This window comes from Trinickia sp. EG282A, from assembly GCF_040965455.1.
In the GTDB taxonomy this organism is placed as follows: Bacteria; Pseudomonadota; Gammaproteobacteria; order Burkholderiales; family Burkholderiaceae; genus Trinickia; species Trinickia symbiotica.
Window position 1 is genome coordinate 258,460 of the sequence record NZ_JBFRCC010000005.1, and the last position, 14,719, is coordinate 273,178.

Genomic DNA, 14,719 nt, shown 5'->3' on the forward strand with positions numbered 1-14,719 from the left:
TCGTTGCTCGAGGAAGCCCCCCGGAAGTAGCTTGGCAGACAGGAAACCGCCTAGCGCGGCTTGCTCCTTGTGCTCTTCGTCGCGCTCCTCGTGCTCCCCGAACGAGATGGTTCTTTGCCTGCGGAGACGCCGCCGAGGTTCATCCGTTCCATAGACGTCAATGCTTCGACGTACGACAAAAACTGCCTCAGATAGCCCGGCGATGCTTTTTGCATCAGCGCGAGCGCCCGGTGAACGAGGCTCTCCGAATTGAGTGGGCCGGCATTGTCGGGCACCTGCTCGAGCGACTGCCTCAATTGACTTTCGACGTTGACCTTGGACCAGACTTCTCTGAAGTACCCGAGTGCCTCGAACTCCGCTCCGGGGTGGCGCCAGTGCGCGGGGTCGCCTGTGCGCAAGCTCATGCCGCTTGCCGACGACCGATTGGCAATCGAATCGACGAGCTCGGCGAGTAGCCCACGAGCAGGCTCGCGCGGCGTCATTGCGGCCTCGGTAGGGGTTGTCTGCGACGCGGCGCTCTCGACTTCGTCCGCGTAAGCCTGGATCAATAGGGATAGCCTCTCTTCAAGGAGGCGCCGCGCCTCCCCGCATAGCTCAGCGGTGCGTCTCTCCAATGCCTCGATGAATCTGAAGCGAATGGGGTCATGGCGATCGGCGCCGCACGCTTTCCATCGCCCGAGCCTCGCGCGTGCCTCGGTTGCGGCGCTATTCATGGGACGTCGACGTTGCCTTCGAGGGCTTGGGAACAGGCGCAATTTCCACGCGGCGGTTCTTGGCCCGCCCCACGTTGTCGGAATTCGAGCTCACGGGTTGTTCGGAGCCGAACGCAGCCGCGAAGACGGACGATGCGGGGATGCCCTCGTCGATCAACGCGCGTGTCACCGTCAATGCCCGTTTCGCCGACAGCTCCCAGTTATCCGCGAAGCGCCGATTGCCCTCGCGCACCTGTCGGTCGTCGGCAAAGCCGCTGACCATCAGCATCTCGTCGTGATCGTGCAGATACGCGGAGAGCGGGCCGGCCAGGCTTTTCAGAATGTCGCGGCCCTGCGGCTGCAATTGATCGGAGTTCAGCGCGAAGAGCAGGCTGCCGCTGATGCCGATATGGCCATTGACGAGCGTGACGCGGCCGGCCGCGAGCGGCCCGGCCAGCGCTTGCTCCAACGCATGGCGACGCGCCGCTTCAAGCTGTCGCTCCGTCACCGCTTGTTGCAGCTTCGCCGAAAGCTGCAATTGAACGCCGATGACGCAGACGAGGATCAGCACGAAAATGCCGAGCAGCACCGACATCAGATCGCCGAAGGCGGCCCAGACGGGCGTCGTCGACTCCACGCCTGCGTCGATTTCGTCGATCATGCCGCCGTCTCCCGCCCGGAGAGCTGTTGCATCTCTTCGACGATCCGCTGCTGCGACAGCATGCTGAGCTCGATGACCTCCTTTGCCTGCGCGACGTAGTAGGCGAGCTGCTCGTCGCTGCGCGAGAGGGATTTGTCGAGCGTCGTTTCAATTCGGCTTAGATGCGTCAGCAGCTTATCGTTGGATTCGCCGAACGACTGCACGGCCGCGCCGAACGCTTCGCCGAGGCTCGCCACTTCCACTGCGCTCGCCGTGACTTGCGCCGTCACCGCACCTAGCTTTTCGGCGTGGGCCTGCACGTTGTCAGAGAACTGAGCGCCCACGCGATCGAGCAGGCCGGCAGACGTCGCAATCAACGAGTCGACCGCCTCCCGCTGTTGCGAGGAGGCATGATTGACGGAATCGAGCAGCGTCTGAAGCGTTTCGAGTAAGCGGGTGCGTTCTTCGAGCATCGCCGTGTCGCGGGCCATGCTCTCCGAAAGCTTCTCGCGCAGCTCGCCGATGATTTCCGCCGCTGCCTTCGGCGCTTCCGAGGCCGCCTGCACGAGCCCGGAGATTTCAGCGATGGTGTCGCTCGCGTGCGCCTTGGTTTCAGCCGAAATGTCCTGCGCGGTGCGCGCGAGCGTATCGCAGATCTCCTTTTGCCGACTTGCCGTCAGTGCGTTGATCTGCTCCCATTGCGCGCTCAGCGTCGTGACCATCGAGCGCAACGTTTGCGTCCAATCCGCGAGTCGTTGCCGATCCTGCGATGCCAGGTCCTCTTGCAACTTCCGATGCGACTGATCCACGCCGCCAATCAGCGATGCCGCATTCTGCTCGAACGTGGCGGCCGCGACGGCGAGCGCCCGTTCGTTGCGGTCCGCCAACCGCTCGTTGATTCGTTCTTGTTGCGACAGCGACTGATTCCACGTGCCCGACACGCTATCCGCTGCCGCTTCGAGGCGAGCCGAGACGCCCTCGAGCAGACTACCCGTGCGCTGCGTGAGCGTTTCGTTGAACTGATCGAGCGACAGGCTGAGGCGCGCGGCAAGCGCCTCGCTCGACTTCTGATGCTCCGCGAGCGCCTGGCTCCATACGTTCGCGACGGCGGCGGTGGAAGCTTCGAAGCCGGCCGCTAGACCCTGCAATTGCTGCTCGACGGCATGCCGGATGGTGTCGTGCAATGAAATGGTCTCGCGCGCGAGGCTCTGCATCGTCGTGTCGACGATTGGTTGTAGCGTCGTGCTGGCCACGCGCGCGCTCTCGGCGACGCTCGCCTTGAGCGATTGCGCCACAGAGGAAGCCAGGCGATCGTAAGCGGCCTCGACTCTGTTGTAGAACGCTTCTTGATGGGCGGCCTGTCGCTCGCTCAATGTTTCGTTTTGCCGCTCGATCGTGGCCATCATGGCCTGTAGCCGATCGACGAGAACCGGCATGGCTTCAGCCTGCCGTTGCAGCAGCCGCAGTGTTTCCTCTCGCTGATGCGTTTGCGAATAGGTCCGCAATGTCGTCGCGATCCTCTGATCGAGCATCTGTGCGGCGAGAATGCGCTCGCGCCGGCAGAGCGCCGAAACCAGCCCCAGCATGGCCGATGTAGCCACGCCCGCGATCGAAGTGCCGAACGCGAACCCCAACCCTTTGACCGGTGCGGCGAGGGTTGCGCGGACCGTTTCGATGTCCATTGCGCTTTCGAGTGCGGTTCCGGTTCCGTGCAGCGTGCTGACCATGCCGAGCAGCGTACCGAGCATGCCGAGCAACACCAACAAGCCGACGATATACGGCGCGAGCGTCGGTCCCGGCAACGCTGTGCGTTCGTTCTCGATGCGTTGACGCACCGCGTTGCCGAGGCTCGGATGCAATCGTTCGAGCCATGCAGCGAGGCTCGGCGGTGGGCCGGAGAGCTCCGTGACGGCACGCACGAGCGTGGCCGTCGCCTGCTGATAGCGCTGCAGTTCCCATGCGCCAACAAGATAACAAGCGACGATCAAGGTCGTGACAGCGAAGGCGAGCGGATTCGTGCCGATATAGCCGAAGCCGATCCAGCATGCAACGCAGAGTCCCGCCAGGAACACAACAAGATTGATCAAATTTCTGGACATAACGTCTCGGTCAGCTCGTGCGAAGGGCCGCGAGCAACCCCTCGACCGGTTGAAAACGGAGGCTCAGCTCGGCGAGCAACACGCTGCGCATCTCGTGACGAAAAGCGTCGAGCCACGCATGGTGCGGGGCCGGCGGGTTGCCTCTTTCAGCATGGCCCTCGCGGTCGTGGTCTTGTGCGGCGGCCGCATCCTGACTGGCCTGACGCAGACGCTCGAAACGAACATTGAGCAAGTCGGGGATCGCCGTCAGCAGGTTGTGCTCGCGCGCACTCAGCGCGCGCTCCATGACCGCATCGACAGCCGCGAGCTGGGCCAGCGCGGGCCGTTTTCCCGCCAGCGATCGGCGCAGGCGTTCACGCAGCTTGCCGATGCTCGCGTCCATCGCCTGCTGCATCGACAGATAGCAATGGCGAAAGACGGTGTAGTCGACCACCTCGTCGGCCTCGACGAGGCCTTCCCGGCGAGCCCCGTGCGTCGACGTGCCGCGTTTCTCGATCGCGAGCACGCCGTCGCGAGCGATCGCGTCGGCTAGCGATGCGCGCACGCGCGAACACTCGTTCTCGTCGCTGGCGATGGCGGCTTGCGTATCCGAGACAGGGGCCGGCGTCGCGGCCAACGCCGTGGACATCGCAATGGCGTCGGTCCAGTCGAGCCATTGGCTCAGCCGTTCCGACAGCGATTGAGTCGATTCGGGAATACGGGCGTCCGCCAGGCGAGCGAGCAAGCGAATAAGGGTCTGGCTGCTAAAAGCCGTGTGCTGCGGGGCTTTCACTACCACTGCACCATCTAAGTCGAAAAAGGCAGCAGTTTACACGCCGACGCGATGTCCTGGCCGATTCGTCGAGATGCGCTGAGGGCAGGCGGAATAATTCGAGGCCATGATGGCCGAAGTGGGGCAGCCGATGAGGCGGGGTCGACATCATCACTGCGGCGAAGGTGCCGCAGGCGAATCGATGCAACCGGGCGCGGTGAAGCGTGCATGGCGCCAGACGGTGACTGCTTGCACGCTTCCCGCGGATGCCGCGCTTGCGACAAATGCGCGGGAGAAGCGGGTGGCTTATCAATCGTCGTCGTGATGGCGGCGATGGTGTTTGCCTCTCCGATAACCGCGGTGGTAGTCGTTGGAGTACGAGTTCGATCGCGAGATGTTGCCGCCCACCGCCGCACCTGCGCCGCCGCCTACCGCGGCACCGATGATGCCGCCGCTGCGTCCGCCCATCGCATTGCCGGCGGCGGTGCCGGCGCCGCCGCCGAGCGCACCGCCGATGATGGCGCCTGTGCGCTCCCTGCGATTCGAGGTGAGTGCGCCGCCGGCACCGCCGCCTACGGCGCCGCCGATGACGGAGCCCGTGCTCCCGCCTAACGCGCCGCCGACAGCCGCACCGGCGGCGCCGCCGAGCGCCCCACCGAGCGCATTGTTCAAGTCGCTCGCGAGCGCGGGCAACGACACTGCGGCGCTCAGCGCCGCTGCAGCAACGATCTGAATGATTTTCTTCGACATGTTAGAGGCCTGACGTGTACTTGTTTGAGGCAGCGCGGAGTATAGCGGAGAGTCGAAAGGCTCCTGTAACACGCCGGTTCGGCTTCAGTAAGAGGTGTAACAAAGTTGACTTGCCACGCCTCCGTCGGCAGGACGAGAATGGGCTGAGAGCATTCGCCGCCCGCCCGGCACGCAGGAGAGCGAGATGGACGACCCTTACGACCTTCAGCGCTTTGTCGATGCGCAAAATCCGGTGATCACGCAGGTATTCGAGGAACTGCGCGAGGGCCGCAAGCGCAGTCATTGGATCTGGTTCGTGTTTCCGCAGATCGAGGGCCTTGGGAGCAGCGCGACGGCGGAGCGGTTCGCGATTTCGTCGCTTGCCGAAGCGCAGGCTTATTTGAAGCATCCGGTGTTGAGCGAGCGCCTGCGAGAGGCAACGCGGCTCGTGAACGACGTGGAGCGTCGTTCGATCGAGGAGATTTTTGGCTATCCGGACTACATGAAGTTTCGCTCGTCGATGACGCTGTTTTCGCGCGCGACGGAAGACAACCAAATCTTTCTAGAAGCGCTGCGTAAGTACTTCGCGGGCGAGGCTGATACTAAGACGCTGCAGCGGATTTAGGCGCATTCAGACGTTTGCCTATGCGGCGGCTATCGGCACGACGGCTTCAGTTGGTGGGCAGAGGACCCCTGGAGTGCGCACATTCAGTGCTCGCACCGCACGTCCTGCTTTCGCACAACGATAATGACAGGGTATGTTCCCTGGTCGAGCTCGACACGGGCGACGACGGCCATTGTTGCGCCGCCGGGGTCGTCATACACGCTGACTCTTTCATTGCGAAGGTTTGTGAGTCCGGTGCAGGCGGAAGCGCGGCCCTCGTCGGAAATCCGGCATTGGATCGGGTTATCCGCGAGATAGCGATATTTGCTGTTGTCCGGCGTCGCGAGATATTCGCGAACGCTCTCCGCGGATCCGCCGATGCCTGTGACGTAGCCGATGGCGCACTGCTGCTCGGATGTATCGCTGGCGCCGGATGTCTGGGCTATCGCCGCCGTGCTTGTGGCTGCGATGGCGACTGCGAGTGTTGCCGCAAGGGGAAGTTTCACGATGCGTGGTGGGTTGTGGAGACGAAGTAGGGGATTGTAATGGCACTGGCTATAAGCTAAACGCGAGCATCGAAAGGGACATCACAAAGCCGATTTGCTTCTGCACAGTTGCGCAGGTGGGCTACCGCGCGAAAAAATGGAAGTCCTTCACGGACTGAGAGTGCGCCCGATGCTCAACGCGCGGGTGTCGGCCAGAAGGGACATCAATCTGAGACGCCCAACTCCACCCAACGGGGGCGTCTCCCCAGTTAATCCCTGTCAGCTTGCCGGATTGCGTGCCATGACGATCCACGCCGCGCCGTCGATCATCACCGACCGCTCGCCGGGAAGGCCCGCGAAGGCGGCGCGAACCGCGGCCGACGCGTGGGCGCGGATGTCGTCGGGCTGATCAGCGAGCGCGCGCGACAGCGGGCCGACCTCGAGCGTCATCTTCACCGCTTCGTCGATCGCAGCGTCCCGCGTCCCGCCCTCGCCAAACGGGACGGAAGCATCGAAGGGCGCGATAGCGATATCGGTGAAGCCGGCTGCCGTCAGGATGCGCGACACCCGCCCCCGGTCGCCGAACGAAAATGGGCCGGGCGCTTCGGGATCGGGCGGCGCGCTCGGCGGGAGTATGCCCTTGAGCGCGCCCATGGGCAGGCGCACCCAATCGTTTTCCGCCGTGCCGCGCCAGCAGACGAAAGCGACCCGCCCGCCCGGCCGCAGCGCGCGTCGCATATGGGCGAACGCCGCTATTGGATCGTCGAAGAACATCACGCCGAAACGCGAGAACAGGATGTCGAACGCGCCCTCGGGCATCTCGGCGCTGCTGGCGTCGGCCACCTGGTAAAGGACCGGCGTATCCTGTGGCGCAAGCGCGCGCGCTCGGTCGATCAGCGGTGCGGATATGTCTACGCCCAGCACTTGGCCCCCTGCGCCGACGCGGGCAGCCAGAGCCAGGCTCGATGCACCCGCGCCGCAGCCAATGTCCAGCACGCGCTCGCCCGCCGCGGGCGCGGCGGCTTCTATTGCGGCCTGGCCGAAGGCCGCCACCATGGCGTCGAGCCGGGCCTGGTTAGCGACCCAGCGCTCCCCGCTTTGGCCATTCCAGTCGCCGACATGATCGGCACTTTGCTTTGCCATGATATCTCCGTGTTCTGCTTTGCTCTTAACTAGCTGCCCTTTGTTCGAGGCAAGGGGCAGCCGAACCTGCCAAGGTGCGTATCGTCTCGAACGAACTCGCCTCCACCTGCGATAAGCGGATGCGGTATCCCATGTGCATGATCCGGCGCGGTTATCGGGCCAGCCCGAATGACTTCCTCAGACTGGCGTCGACAGGACCCGCAGGCATGAAGCGACGCAACTTGCTCAGAATCGAAGCCTGTCCGGCTGGCGTGTGGCGCATCCGCCAGCGGCCGAGTGCCGCCTCTATGATCGTGCGGGCCACGCCGTCGGGTTCTGGCCCGTTCTGGACACTCTTCTGAACAGCCCGGAGGGCGAGATCTCGCTCGTCGTCGTAGGCCGAAATTCTGGACGCCGCGTGAGGTGCATTGAGGTCCAGGTTGGTTCGGGTGAAGGACGGTTCGACGAGCGTCACGCGGATTCCGAATTGGCGAGCCTCATGATCCAGAGTCTCGGACATGCCTTCGACCGCATGCTTGGACGCCGAGTAGAGCCCCATATAGGGAGCCGGCAAAAAGCCCACCACCGAGCTGACATTGACGATCCTTCCCGAACCTTGCTTGCGCATGTGCGGCAGCACTGCCTGTGCCGTGCGTAAGACGCCGAGAACATTAGTGTCGAGCAGCGATTGCGCCTCGGCGATCGAAGTTTCCTCCACCGAGCCAAGCAGCATCACGCCCGCGCTATTGACGAGCACGTCGATGTGATCGGCCCGGGAGATGACTTCCTGAACTCCCAGTTGCACCGACGCTTCGTCACGGATATCCATCTGGACGAGCTCGACACCGTTTATATGCTGCGCTTTGGCGGTATCACGCACGGTGCCGAATACCCGGCAGCCCTGCTCGGTAAACTTCACTGCGGTGGCACGCCCGATGCCCGACGACACGCCGGTGACAAGGACGACTTTGGAATTCGGCATGGCAGCTTCTCCGTATGGATGAATGGGGGGCGGCCCACCAGCCTTGCAAGGAAGTGGGCCTGACCTTGAACCAGATGGAGCACATGGCCGGGGGATAAAGGCCAGGATAGTGACGGGGCCGTCGATATCACGGGCTATGCAGGCTGCACCGTAGCTTCGACGACCGCATTGAACGGACCTAATCCTTCCAGTTCATCCGGCCTGCAAGCGAAAAGATTACGGCTTGCGCGCGTCTGCCTTCAGAAAGTCGTTCCGATGCGCACGCACGAAGTCCTCGATCGACATCGGCGACACGCCGGTCAGCAGGTTCACATCGCTCGAGGATCGGTCATATCGGCCCTCCTGGTGCAGCAGTGCCATCGACTCCAAGTGCGCAACCACGTGTGCGGATGCGCCAATGGATCGCAGGCTATCCAGCCACGGTTGCATCGGAATGTTCATGTAGGTGATTGGACGCCCCAAGACTCTTGTGAAATCTTCGGCCACTTCGCGGAGAGTCTCCGCACGGGGACCGGTCAGCTCGTAAACCTTTCCAAGATGAGGGTCGGGATTCGCCAACACCTCTGTCACGCACCGCGCAACATCGTGAGCGGCGATTGGCGACGTCTTTCCTTCTCCGAAGGGCAGCATTAGCGCGTCCTGTGCAGTGACCGTCGGAACGGCAAATCGCCAAAAGAACGCGTCCATAAAGGCGGTCGGACGCATCGTGACTACCGGCAAGCCGCTCCACTGCAAGACCTGCTCGGCCAGCCAGTGCTGCTTGTGCTGCGGGCTGCGCGCGGTCTCACGGATGCTCATCTCCGAGACCGTCATCTGCGACATGTTGACGAACGCTTCGACGCCATGGTGCCGGGCAACCGCCGCCACGTTCGTCGTAGCCTCGAGATACCTGTCGTTGACCGACATGCTGAAGTACAGGCGCTTGCAGCCCTCCACGGCGCGGTGCACCGCGTCCAGGTCGAGCAAATCTCCGACGATCACCTCGGCACCAAGAGCCCTCAGCGATTCCGCCCGGCCGTCATCCTGGCGGACCATGGCGCGCACCTTCAGCCCGCGCTCCAGCAGAGACTTCGTCACGCTCGGTCCGATCGCGCCAACTTGGCCAGCGGCACCGGTGACAAGGATGGGATGGACGTGTTTCATGTCGAGATTTCCGCGAGAGCGATACCGGCGCTCCCGCCGGTGACGAGAATGGTGTGACTGAACAATTTCACTGCGACTCCTGGAATTGGTATTGAACGGGTTGACGGGTCTGTTCGAGGCCGATCGCCTGAAGCGAGCGCTCGGCGCGGTTCACGATGCCACCATGTCGGCGCGAATCGCCTCGACGACCGCGGCGGGGTGGGTCAGTGGGATCATGTGTGCAGCCCCGGGGACAACGATCGTGCGGGCGTCGAACGCCCCCGCGAGCAGACGGCTCACCGACCGCGGAGCGGTCGACGTTCGCTCGCCGACGAGCACTGAGGTCGGCACCGCGGTCGAGGTGAGCTCGACGAGCGTGGTCCGATCGGCTGCGCTGGCGGTCATCTCGAGCTGTAGCCGCGGTGCGAGCCCTGCGACCAGCGCACGCCCCTTCTCGCCTAGCGCGCTCCACGCGCCGGTGCCGCTCCAGTGCTCCACCAACAGGCAGGCGGCCGCATTGTGATCCGGGAACACGCGCATGAACCGATCGCAGAGGGTCTGCACCTCGCGCAGGGCGTCTTCCTCCCCGGGCACGCGCAGCACGCTGACGACCACCGGATCGACCAACGTGAGCCGCGCCACGCGAGACACGACGGCCAGCCGCAGGTGAAGTCCGAAAAATGCCCCGACCGAGTGGGTGACGAGGTGGAACGCGCCGGCACCCTGCATGTCGAGCCAGCCGCGTAGGTGGGCCACCTCGTCCTTTAGCTGCCACGCCTCGCTCGGTGTCGGCGACCGTCCGTAGCCGAGCATGTCGGGTGCCAACACCCTGGCGCCGTGCGCCTCCAGACTCGTGCGGACCGCAGCCCAGGAGTGGGAGCCGGTGGCGGAGCCATGGAGCAGCACAATGGGAAGGTCGGCCGTCATCGGAGATCCTGACTTCGGGAGAATCTGTGCTCTCAAACCAGCATCGACTGCTGGGCGAATATGCCCGCCATCGCGCCCTGCGATGATGCCTGGGTGACCGAGGGCAAGAAGGGCGTGGCGAGGTCGCCGGCGGCGTAGATGCCGGGCATGGTGGTTTGGCGGCGCTCGTCGACCTTGAGAACGATGCCGGTGGGCGTATCGACCGTGTCGAGGCCCAGTGATTCGTGCAGGCTTGCGGACGGCTTGTTGCGCGGATGGGCGAACAGGATGTCGACCGCGACATTGCGGCCGGTATCGAGGTTGACGGTGGCGATATGGCCCGTGTGATGGGCGATCTCGACGATCCGGCCATCGACGACAGGTATCTGGCGGCGCGCCAGATCGGCCTGGATATCGGGGGGAATGTCGTGACTATCGGAGAAAACCGTCAACTTGTCGGTCCAATCGTGGAAAAGCCTGACAGACTGGTGCGACTGCGGGCCGGACCAGACGAGGCCCCAATGCTGGCCGGCGGCTTCAAAGCCGTCGCAATAGGGGCAGGGCACGATGGACGTGCCCCAGCTTTCGGCAAAGCCCGGAACAGCGGGCATCTGGTCGGCGACGCCATAGCTCAGGATCAGGCGGTGCGCCTCAAGGCTTTCGCCATCGGCCGTGAGGACGGAGAAATCGTCGATGGCGCCGGACACGCTCTCGGCCCGGGCATCGACCAGCCTGATCGTGGGATAGCGCGCCAGCTGCTGCCGCGCCTCGGCCAGGATGGCCAGCGGCGGCTTGTGATCGTGGCCGAGCAAGCCATGCGAGTGGCCGGCGAAGCGATTGCGCGGCAGGCCGGTATCGAGAACGGTGACCTTGCGGCGAGCACGGCCCAACTGGAGGGCGGCGGCGAGGCCGGCAAAGCTGCCGCCGATGATAATGACGTCATCCATGGTAATGGGCTCCGTGTTGTGGATGGAGGGGGCAATGGGCTAGCTTTGAAAGAGGCACACCCATTTTCTTTGTGCGTGAGTTTGGCGACGGCGCGAGGCCGCCCGGGACCTTAACCGCGCCAGGCTTGCGGAACCTTCGCACCCAGCCACTGCGCGAGGCTTGCATTAACCTCGACGGGCTTTTCTTGTGCCATCCAGTGCCCTGAGGAGATGCGCTCGATCGTGAGATCGCGACAAAGCGTCTTCATCGGTTCGGTCAAAGGCGAGTTCACGCAGTCGCACGTGTAGTCATATTCCGCCTCCAAAAATAGAATGGGCATGTCGAGATGGCCGTCATTCAATGCCTCGAGTGCATAGCGAGCGTTGGCTGCATGATTCATGTACAGGGACGCCGTGCCATAAAAGCTCGTTCGCTCGTAGGCGGAGACATAGGCATGCAGGTCGGTCTCGGTGATGATCCGCTCATCACGAGGAAGGTTCGGAGCAGCGCCCATTCCGCCGAACCAGCCTCCATCACGTCGAATCTGGGACGACACCCCCGGCTTGCCTTTCCCATCGGGATCGCCCGCGCGAAAAAGCGTCTTGAAGGTTGCTGCGACGTTCGCCTCCATGGCGCTGGTGGCCTTCTCGAAATGCTCTTCGTAGAAGCGCTGGTACTCCCAGTTGCCGAACGGATATTCGCTTTGCGGGTACAGATCGCGGTTGACCAGCCCGACGAGCACATCAAGTCCCCGCTCGAACGTGGCATAGGGTATGCACAGGTTGGCGACCGCGAGGCAACGGTCAGGATGGTGGCTGGCAATGTTCCAGACGACCACCGCTCCCCAATCGTGCCCCACCCAGATCGCCTTTTCCTTACCGAGGGAGTCGAGCAGCTCGATCATGTCGGCGACGATTTCACGCTGGGCGTAGGCGTCGTGCGTGCTGTAGAGCGAGGACCTTCCATGCCCCCGCAAGTCCGGTGCGATCGCCCGGAAGCCGAGGGCACCGAAGATTGGAAGCTGGTGCCGCCAGCTCAATGCAAGTTCTGGCCAGCCATGGACGAAGATGACCGGCGTGCCTTGGCTCGGGCCGCTTGCAAAATAGAAAGTGCTGTTGCGTGAACTGTGGAAAGTGTTCTCTGTAACTTGAACCGGCGACATCGGGGAGCGCTCCTTTCTGAACTGTGCTCTCAAACCAGCATCGATTGCTGGGCGAAGATACCCGCCATCGCGCCCTGCGGTGTTGCCAGGGTGACCGAGGGCAGCGCGGCGGCGAGACCCGCAAAGCTGCCGCCGATGACGTCATCCATGGTGATGGGCTCCGTGTGTGGATGATGGGTTGGGTTCGGGCTAGCCTGCATGTTTTAGATACTTTGTGGTATCCTATTCCATGAATTAGGATACCGTCAAGGACTGTAATTGCCGTGACCGAAAATAGTCAGGCCCGGCGTGGCCGACCCGTCAACGAGGCGCTTCGCCAAACGATCATCGACGCCGCGGGCGAACTCTTTGTGGAATTGGGTTTTCAAGCGACGACATTGGACAAGGTCGCCCAGCGGGCGAAGATATCCAAGCTCAGCATCTATCGGCACTTCGAGAACAAGGAGGCGCTGTTCAGCGCGGCCATCGCGGCCGGCTGCCATCAGCTGTTTGCACCACAGACCCTTCTTGAAGGCGTCGACGGTTCGGTCGAAGATCAGCTCATGGCGGTGGGATCATTACTGCTTCGCACGCTGTTGAGATCAGACGTCCGCAGTGTGGAAGCCATGGTCATGGCCGACAAGACGAATCAAAAGTCGTTAAGTAAGCTCCATTACGAAGCCGGCCCCGCCCATGTCATCGCCCAAATCGAGGCCCTGTTGCGTCAGTTGCACGCGAAGGCGCTTCTGAACGTGCCCGATCCTCTCCGGTCCGCCCGCTTGTTTGCCGCGCTTTTCAAAGGATCCGATCTCCTGATGATCGCTCGCTTCGATCAGGCGAGAGCGGAGGACGACAACGAAATCGAATCCTATTGCCGGTCGGCCGTCGCCATGTTCATCGCCGCGCACGGTGGCAACGACGACGCGGACGGATAGTCTAGTTAAGGACGGATTAGAACAAGCCGGGCGCGCGGGTCCCTTTCGTCTGCTGGCGCGGCATGGCCGAGAACGATTGGCGGCGCTTGCCGATGGGCGCGATTAAGGACATCGTCCCGCCGACGGCGCCGCCCGATCCCGAAGCGCCCGGCCCATTCTCGCTCGCGACCGGGGGCGCGTGGCCCCGCTAGAAATCACGAAACTTCCCCGCTTTGATGTCTTCGATGGTTTGAACGATCAGCGTCCGATGCGCGATCATGGCCTCCCGGGTCGACTGTAAAGTTCTGAGGAGTTCCGCTGCAGCGGCCGTGTCGTGACCATCGCGCTGAAGGTCTGCGATCAACGACGCTTGTCTACGGATCCGCTCGTTTGCATCCACCAGATCAGCATCAGCCTTGGCGAGTGCCGCCTGTTCCTTCAAAAGATCCATTATTGCCTCCCTCCTGCCATATTGGCCCCGTGATCGCTCGTCAAAGCATACGCTGACGCCAAGCCGAGAGCGCGCCGAAGCGGAAGCCACCGTGGACGGCGGCCTAGTGGCGTAAGGCAAAGGACGCAAGGACCATGCTATCTCGCTGATGTTTTTGCGGCGGTCCCAATGGCCACGACATTTCCCGAAAAAATTCCTCCCGCCGTCCACAATATCCACCCATCCCATTCGTCTTCAAGCGCATGGACCCTCCATTCACTTTGGACCCGATGAACGAACGAGACCGCGACATGACCGCGACGTTCATGCGCGAGCGCACCAGGCTCGGGAATTTCATCCGGCGCCGTGTGCGTGACCCGAGCGACGCCGAAGACATCCTGCAGGACGTGTTCCACGAATTCGTGCAAGCCTACCGTCTGCCCGCGCCGATCGAGCAGGCAAGCGCGTGGCTCTTTCGCGTCGCCCGCAATCGCATCATCGACCGCTTCCGCAAGAAGAAAGAACAGCCGCTCGTCGAGCTGTTCGAAGGCGACGCCACCTCGGACGAGGACGACTACAGGCTGGATCTGGCGCTGCCTGCTCACGATGCCGGCCCCGAAGCGCTCTACGCACGGAGCGTCTTGCTGGAGGCGCTGCAAGCAGCGCTCGACGAATTGCCCGCAAATCAGCGCGAGGTGTTTTTCGCGCATGAACTGGAAGGGCGAAGTTTTAAGGACATGGCGGCGCAAACCGGCGTGGCGATCAACACGCTGCTCGCACGCAAGCGCTACGCGGTGCTGCACCTGCGCGCGCGATTACAGGACACCTATGAGGAACTCGATTTCTAACGGAGCCGATCGATGAATTACCGCAATATCAGATGTGCCGGCAAGGCCGCGCTTGTACTCGTGGCGATCGGCGCGCTTGGATGGGGGGTCACGCTCTTGTGGAACTGGGTTATGCCCGCGCTCTTCGTCGGCGCGCGTACGATCGATTTCGCGCATGCGCTCGGCTTGCTCGTGCTGAGCCGAATCCTCTTCGGCGGGTTTCGCGGCCACGGCGGCGGCTGGCGCCACAAGCACCATTGGCGCAAGTGGGAAGCGATGACGCCCGAGGAGCGCGAGCGTTTCCGCTCGGCATGGCATGCGCGGCGCGAAGCGTCGAAAGGGGAATGA

17 protein-coding genes are annotated in these 14,719 nt (G+C 63.1%); 4 read left to right on the forward strand and 13 right to left on the reverse strand.

Annotation, left to right across the window (positions count from 1 at the left end; translation table 11 throughout):
* Positions 1–50: 50 nt before the first annotated feature.
* The 5 genes from AB4Y31_RS24045 to AB4Y31_RS24065 form a co-directional block, all read right to left on the reverse strand.
* Positions 51–713, reverse strand: coding sequence for a DUF2894 domain-containing protein (locus AB4Y31_RS24045; protein ID WP_368676164.1), 663 nt, complete (start codon positions 711–713; stop codon positions 51–53).
* Positions 706–1,353 (reverse strand): OmpA family protein, encoded by a 648-nt coding sequence (locus AB4Y31_RS24050; RefSeq protein ID WP_368676165.1) that lies wholly within the window; start codon positions 1,351–1,353, stop codon positions 706–708. The genes AB4Y31_RS24045 and AB4Y31_RS24050 overlap by 8 nt, the downstream gene beginning before the upstream one ends.
* Positions 1,350–3,431 carry a DUF802 domain-containing protein gene (locus tag AB4Y31_RS24055; RefSeq protein ID WP_368676166.1) on the reverse strand — a complete coding sequence of 694 codons (2,082 nt, stop codon included), beginning with the start codon at positions 3,429–3,431 and terminating at the stop codon, positions 1,350–1,352. Before AB4Y31_RS24055 ends, AB4Y31_RS24050 begins: the two co-directional genes overlap by 4 nt.
* Before the next feature lie 10 nt (positions 3,432–3,441).
* Complete coding sequence (locus tag AB4Y31_RS24060) at positions 3,442–4,203, reverse strand: DUF3348 domain-containing protein (protein ID WP_368676167.1); 762 nt, start codon at positions 4,201–4,203, stop codon at positions 3,442–3,444.
* Positions 4,204–4,491: 288 nt separating this feature from the next.
* Positions 4,492–4,932 carry a hypothetical protein gene (locus AB4Y31_RS24065; RefSeq protein ID WP_102606826.1) on the reverse strand — a complete coding sequence of 147 codons (441 nt, stop codon included), beginning with the start codon at positions 4,930–4,932 and terminating at the stop codon, positions 4,492–4,494.
* A 184-nt stretch (positions 4,933–5,116) separates the two neighbouring features.
* Here AB4Y31_RS24065 and AB4Y31_RS24070 point away from each other — a divergent pair, with 184 nt between their 5' ends.
* Positions 5,117–5,536 (forward strand): DUF1810 domain-containing protein, encoded by a 420-nt coding sequence (locus tag AB4Y31_RS24070; RefSeq protein ID WP_368676168.1) that lies wholly within the window; start codon positions 5,117–5,119, stop codon positions 5,534–5,536.
* A gap of 83 nt (positions 5,537–5,619) precedes the next feature.
* On the opposite strand, the gene AB4Y31_RS24075 is transcribed toward AB4Y31_RS24070, so the two are convergent.
* The 7 genes from AB4Y31_RS24075 to AB4Y31_RS24105 all read right to left on the reverse strand — a co-directional run bounded on the left by AB4Y31_RS24075 (position 5,620) and on the right by AB4Y31_RS24105 (position 12,221).
* A complete protein-coding gene (locus AB4Y31_RS24075) occupies positions 5,620–6,021 on the reverse strand; it encodes a hypothetical protein (protein WP_368676169.1) in 402 nt (133 codons plus the stop codon).
* 258 nt (positions 6,022–6,279) lie between these two features.
* Positions 6,280–7,143: a class I SAM-dependent methyltransferase gene (locus AB4Y31_RS24080; protein WP_368676170.1), complete on the reverse strand. Its 864-nt coding sequence runs from the start codon at positions 7,141–7,143 to the stop codon at positions 6,280–6,282.
* 151 nt (positions 7,144–7,294) lie between these two features.
* Complete coding sequence (locus AB4Y31_RS24085) at positions 7,295–8,104, reverse strand: oxidoreductase (protein WP_368676171.1); 810 nt, start codon at positions 8,102–8,104, stop codon at positions 7,295–7,297.
* A gap of 216 nt (positions 8,105–8,320) precedes the next feature.
* Positions 8,321–9,247: an NmrA family NAD(P)-binding protein gene (locus AB4Y31_RS24090; protein ID WP_368676172.1), complete on the reverse strand. Its 927-nt coding sequence runs from the start codon at positions 9,245–9,247 to the stop codon at positions 8,321–8,323.
* A gap of 150 nt (positions 9,248–9,397) precedes the next feature.
* A complete protein-coding gene (locus tag AB4Y31_RS24095) occupies positions 9,398–10,153 on the reverse strand; it encodes an alpha/beta fold hydrolase (RefSeq protein WP_368676173.1) in 756 nt (251 codons plus the stop codon).
* A 32-nt stretch (positions 10,154–10,185) separates the two neighbouring features.
* On the reverse strand, positions 10,186–11,079 hold the full coding sequence (locus tag AB4Y31_RS24100) for an NAD(P)/FAD-dependent oxidoreductase (RefSeq protein WP_368676174.1): 894 nt from the start codon (positions 11,077–11,079) through the stop codon (positions 10,186–10,188).
* 110 nt (positions 11,080–11,189) lie between these two features.
* Positions 11,190–12,221, reverse strand: coding sequence for an alpha/beta fold hydrolase (locus tag AB4Y31_RS24105; RefSeq protein WP_368676175.1), 1,032 nt, complete (start codon positions 12,219–12,221; stop codon positions 11,190–11,192).
* Between the two features lie 263 nt (positions 12,222–12,484).
* Between AB4Y31_RS24105 and AB4Y31_RS24110 the strand changes: the two genes are divergently transcribed.
* On the forward strand, positions 12,485–13,135 hold the full coding sequence (locus AB4Y31_RS24110) for a TetR/AcrR family transcriptional regulator (RefSeq protein WP_368676176.1): 651 nt from the start codon (positions 12,485–12,487) through the stop codon (positions 13,133–13,135).
* A gap of 187 nt (positions 13,136–13,322) precedes the next feature.
* Here the strand turns inward: AB4Y31_RS24110 and AB4Y31_RS24115 are convergent, their stop codons facing one another.
* Positions 13,323–13,565: a hypothetical protein gene (locus tag AB4Y31_RS24115; protein WP_146013349.1), complete on the reverse strand. Its 243-nt coding sequence runs from the start codon at positions 13,563–13,565 to the stop codon at positions 13,323–13,325.
* A 242-nt stretch (positions 13,566–13,807) separates the two neighbouring features.
* Here AB4Y31_RS24115 and AB4Y31_RS24120 point away from each other — a divergent pair, with 242 nt between their 5' ends.
* Positions 13,808–14,392, forward strand: coding sequence for an RNA polymerase sigma factor (locus AB4Y31_RS24120; protein ID WP_368676177.1), 585 nt, complete (start codon positions 13,808–13,810; stop codon positions 14,390–14,392).
* A gap of 12 nt (positions 14,393–14,404) precedes the next feature.
* Positions 14,405–14,719: a hypothetical protein gene (locus AB4Y31_RS24125; RefSeq protein ID WP_368676178.1), complete on the forward strand. Its 315-nt coding sequence runs from the start codon at positions 14,405–14,407 to the stop codon at positions 14,717–14,719.

Excerpts from the sequence above, each read along its gene's own strand:
- AB4Y31_RS24125 (WP_368676178.1), top strand. The coding sequence starts at position 14,405 with ATGAATTACCGCAATATCAGATGTGCCGGCAAGGCCGCGCTTGTACTC.
- AB4Y31_RS24090 (WP_368676172.1), bottom strand. The coding sequence starts at position 9,247 with ATGAAACACGTCCATCCCATCCTTGTCACCGGTGCCGCTGGCCAAGTT.
- AB4Y31_RS24080 (WP_368676170.1), bottom strand. The coding sequence starts at position 7,143 with ATGGCAAAGCAAAGTGCCGATCATGTCGGCGACTGGAATGGCCAAAGC.
- AB4Y31_RS24105 (WP_368676175.1), bottom strand. The coding sequence starts at position 12,221 with ATGTCGCCGGTTCAAGTTACAGAGAACACTTTCCACAGTTCACGCAAC.
- AB4Y31_RS24115 (WP_146013349.1), bottom strand. The coding sequence starts at position 13,565 with ATGGATCTTTTGAAGGAACAGGCGGCACTCGCCAAGGCTGATGCTGAT.
- AB4Y31_RS24070 (WP_368676168.1), top strand. The coding sequence starts at position 5,117 with ATGGACGACCCTTACGACCTTCAGCGCTTTGTCGATGCGCAAAATCCG.
- AB4Y31_RS24100 (WP_368676174.1), bottom strand. The coding sequence starts at position 11,079 with ATGGATGACGTCATTATCATCGGCGGCAGCTTTGCCGGCCTCGCCGCC.
- AB4Y31_RS24120 (WP_368676177.1), top strand. The coding sequence starts at position 13,808 with ATGGACCCTCCATTCACTTTGGACCCGATGAACGAACGAGACCGCGAC.
- AB4Y31_RS24055 (WP_368676166.1), bottom strand. The coding sequence starts at position 3,431 with ATGTCCAGAAATTTGATCAATCTTGTTGTGTTCCTGGCGGGACTCTGC.
- AB4Y31_RS24065 (WP_102606826.1), bottom strand. The coding sequence starts at position 4,932 with ATGTCGAAGAAAATCATTCAGATCGTTGCTGCAGCGGCGCTGAGCGCC.
- AB4Y31_RS24085 (WP_368676171.1), bottom strand. The coding sequence starts at position 8,104 with ATGCCGAATTCCAAAGTCGTCCTTGTCACCGGCGTGTCGTCGGGCATC.
- AB4Y31_RS24050 (WP_368676165.1), bottom strand. The coding sequence starts at position 1,353 with ATGATCGACGAAATCGACGCAGGCGTGGAGTCGACGACGCCCGTCTGG.
- AB4Y31_RS24095 (WP_368676173.1), bottom strand. The coding sequence starts at position 10,153 with ATGACGGCCGACCTTCCCATTGTGCTGCTCCATGGCTCCGCCACCGGC.
- AB4Y31_RS24045 (WP_368676164.1), bottom strand. The coding sequence starts at position 713 with ATGAATAGCGCCGCAACCGAGGCACGCGCGAGGCTCGGGCGATGGAAA.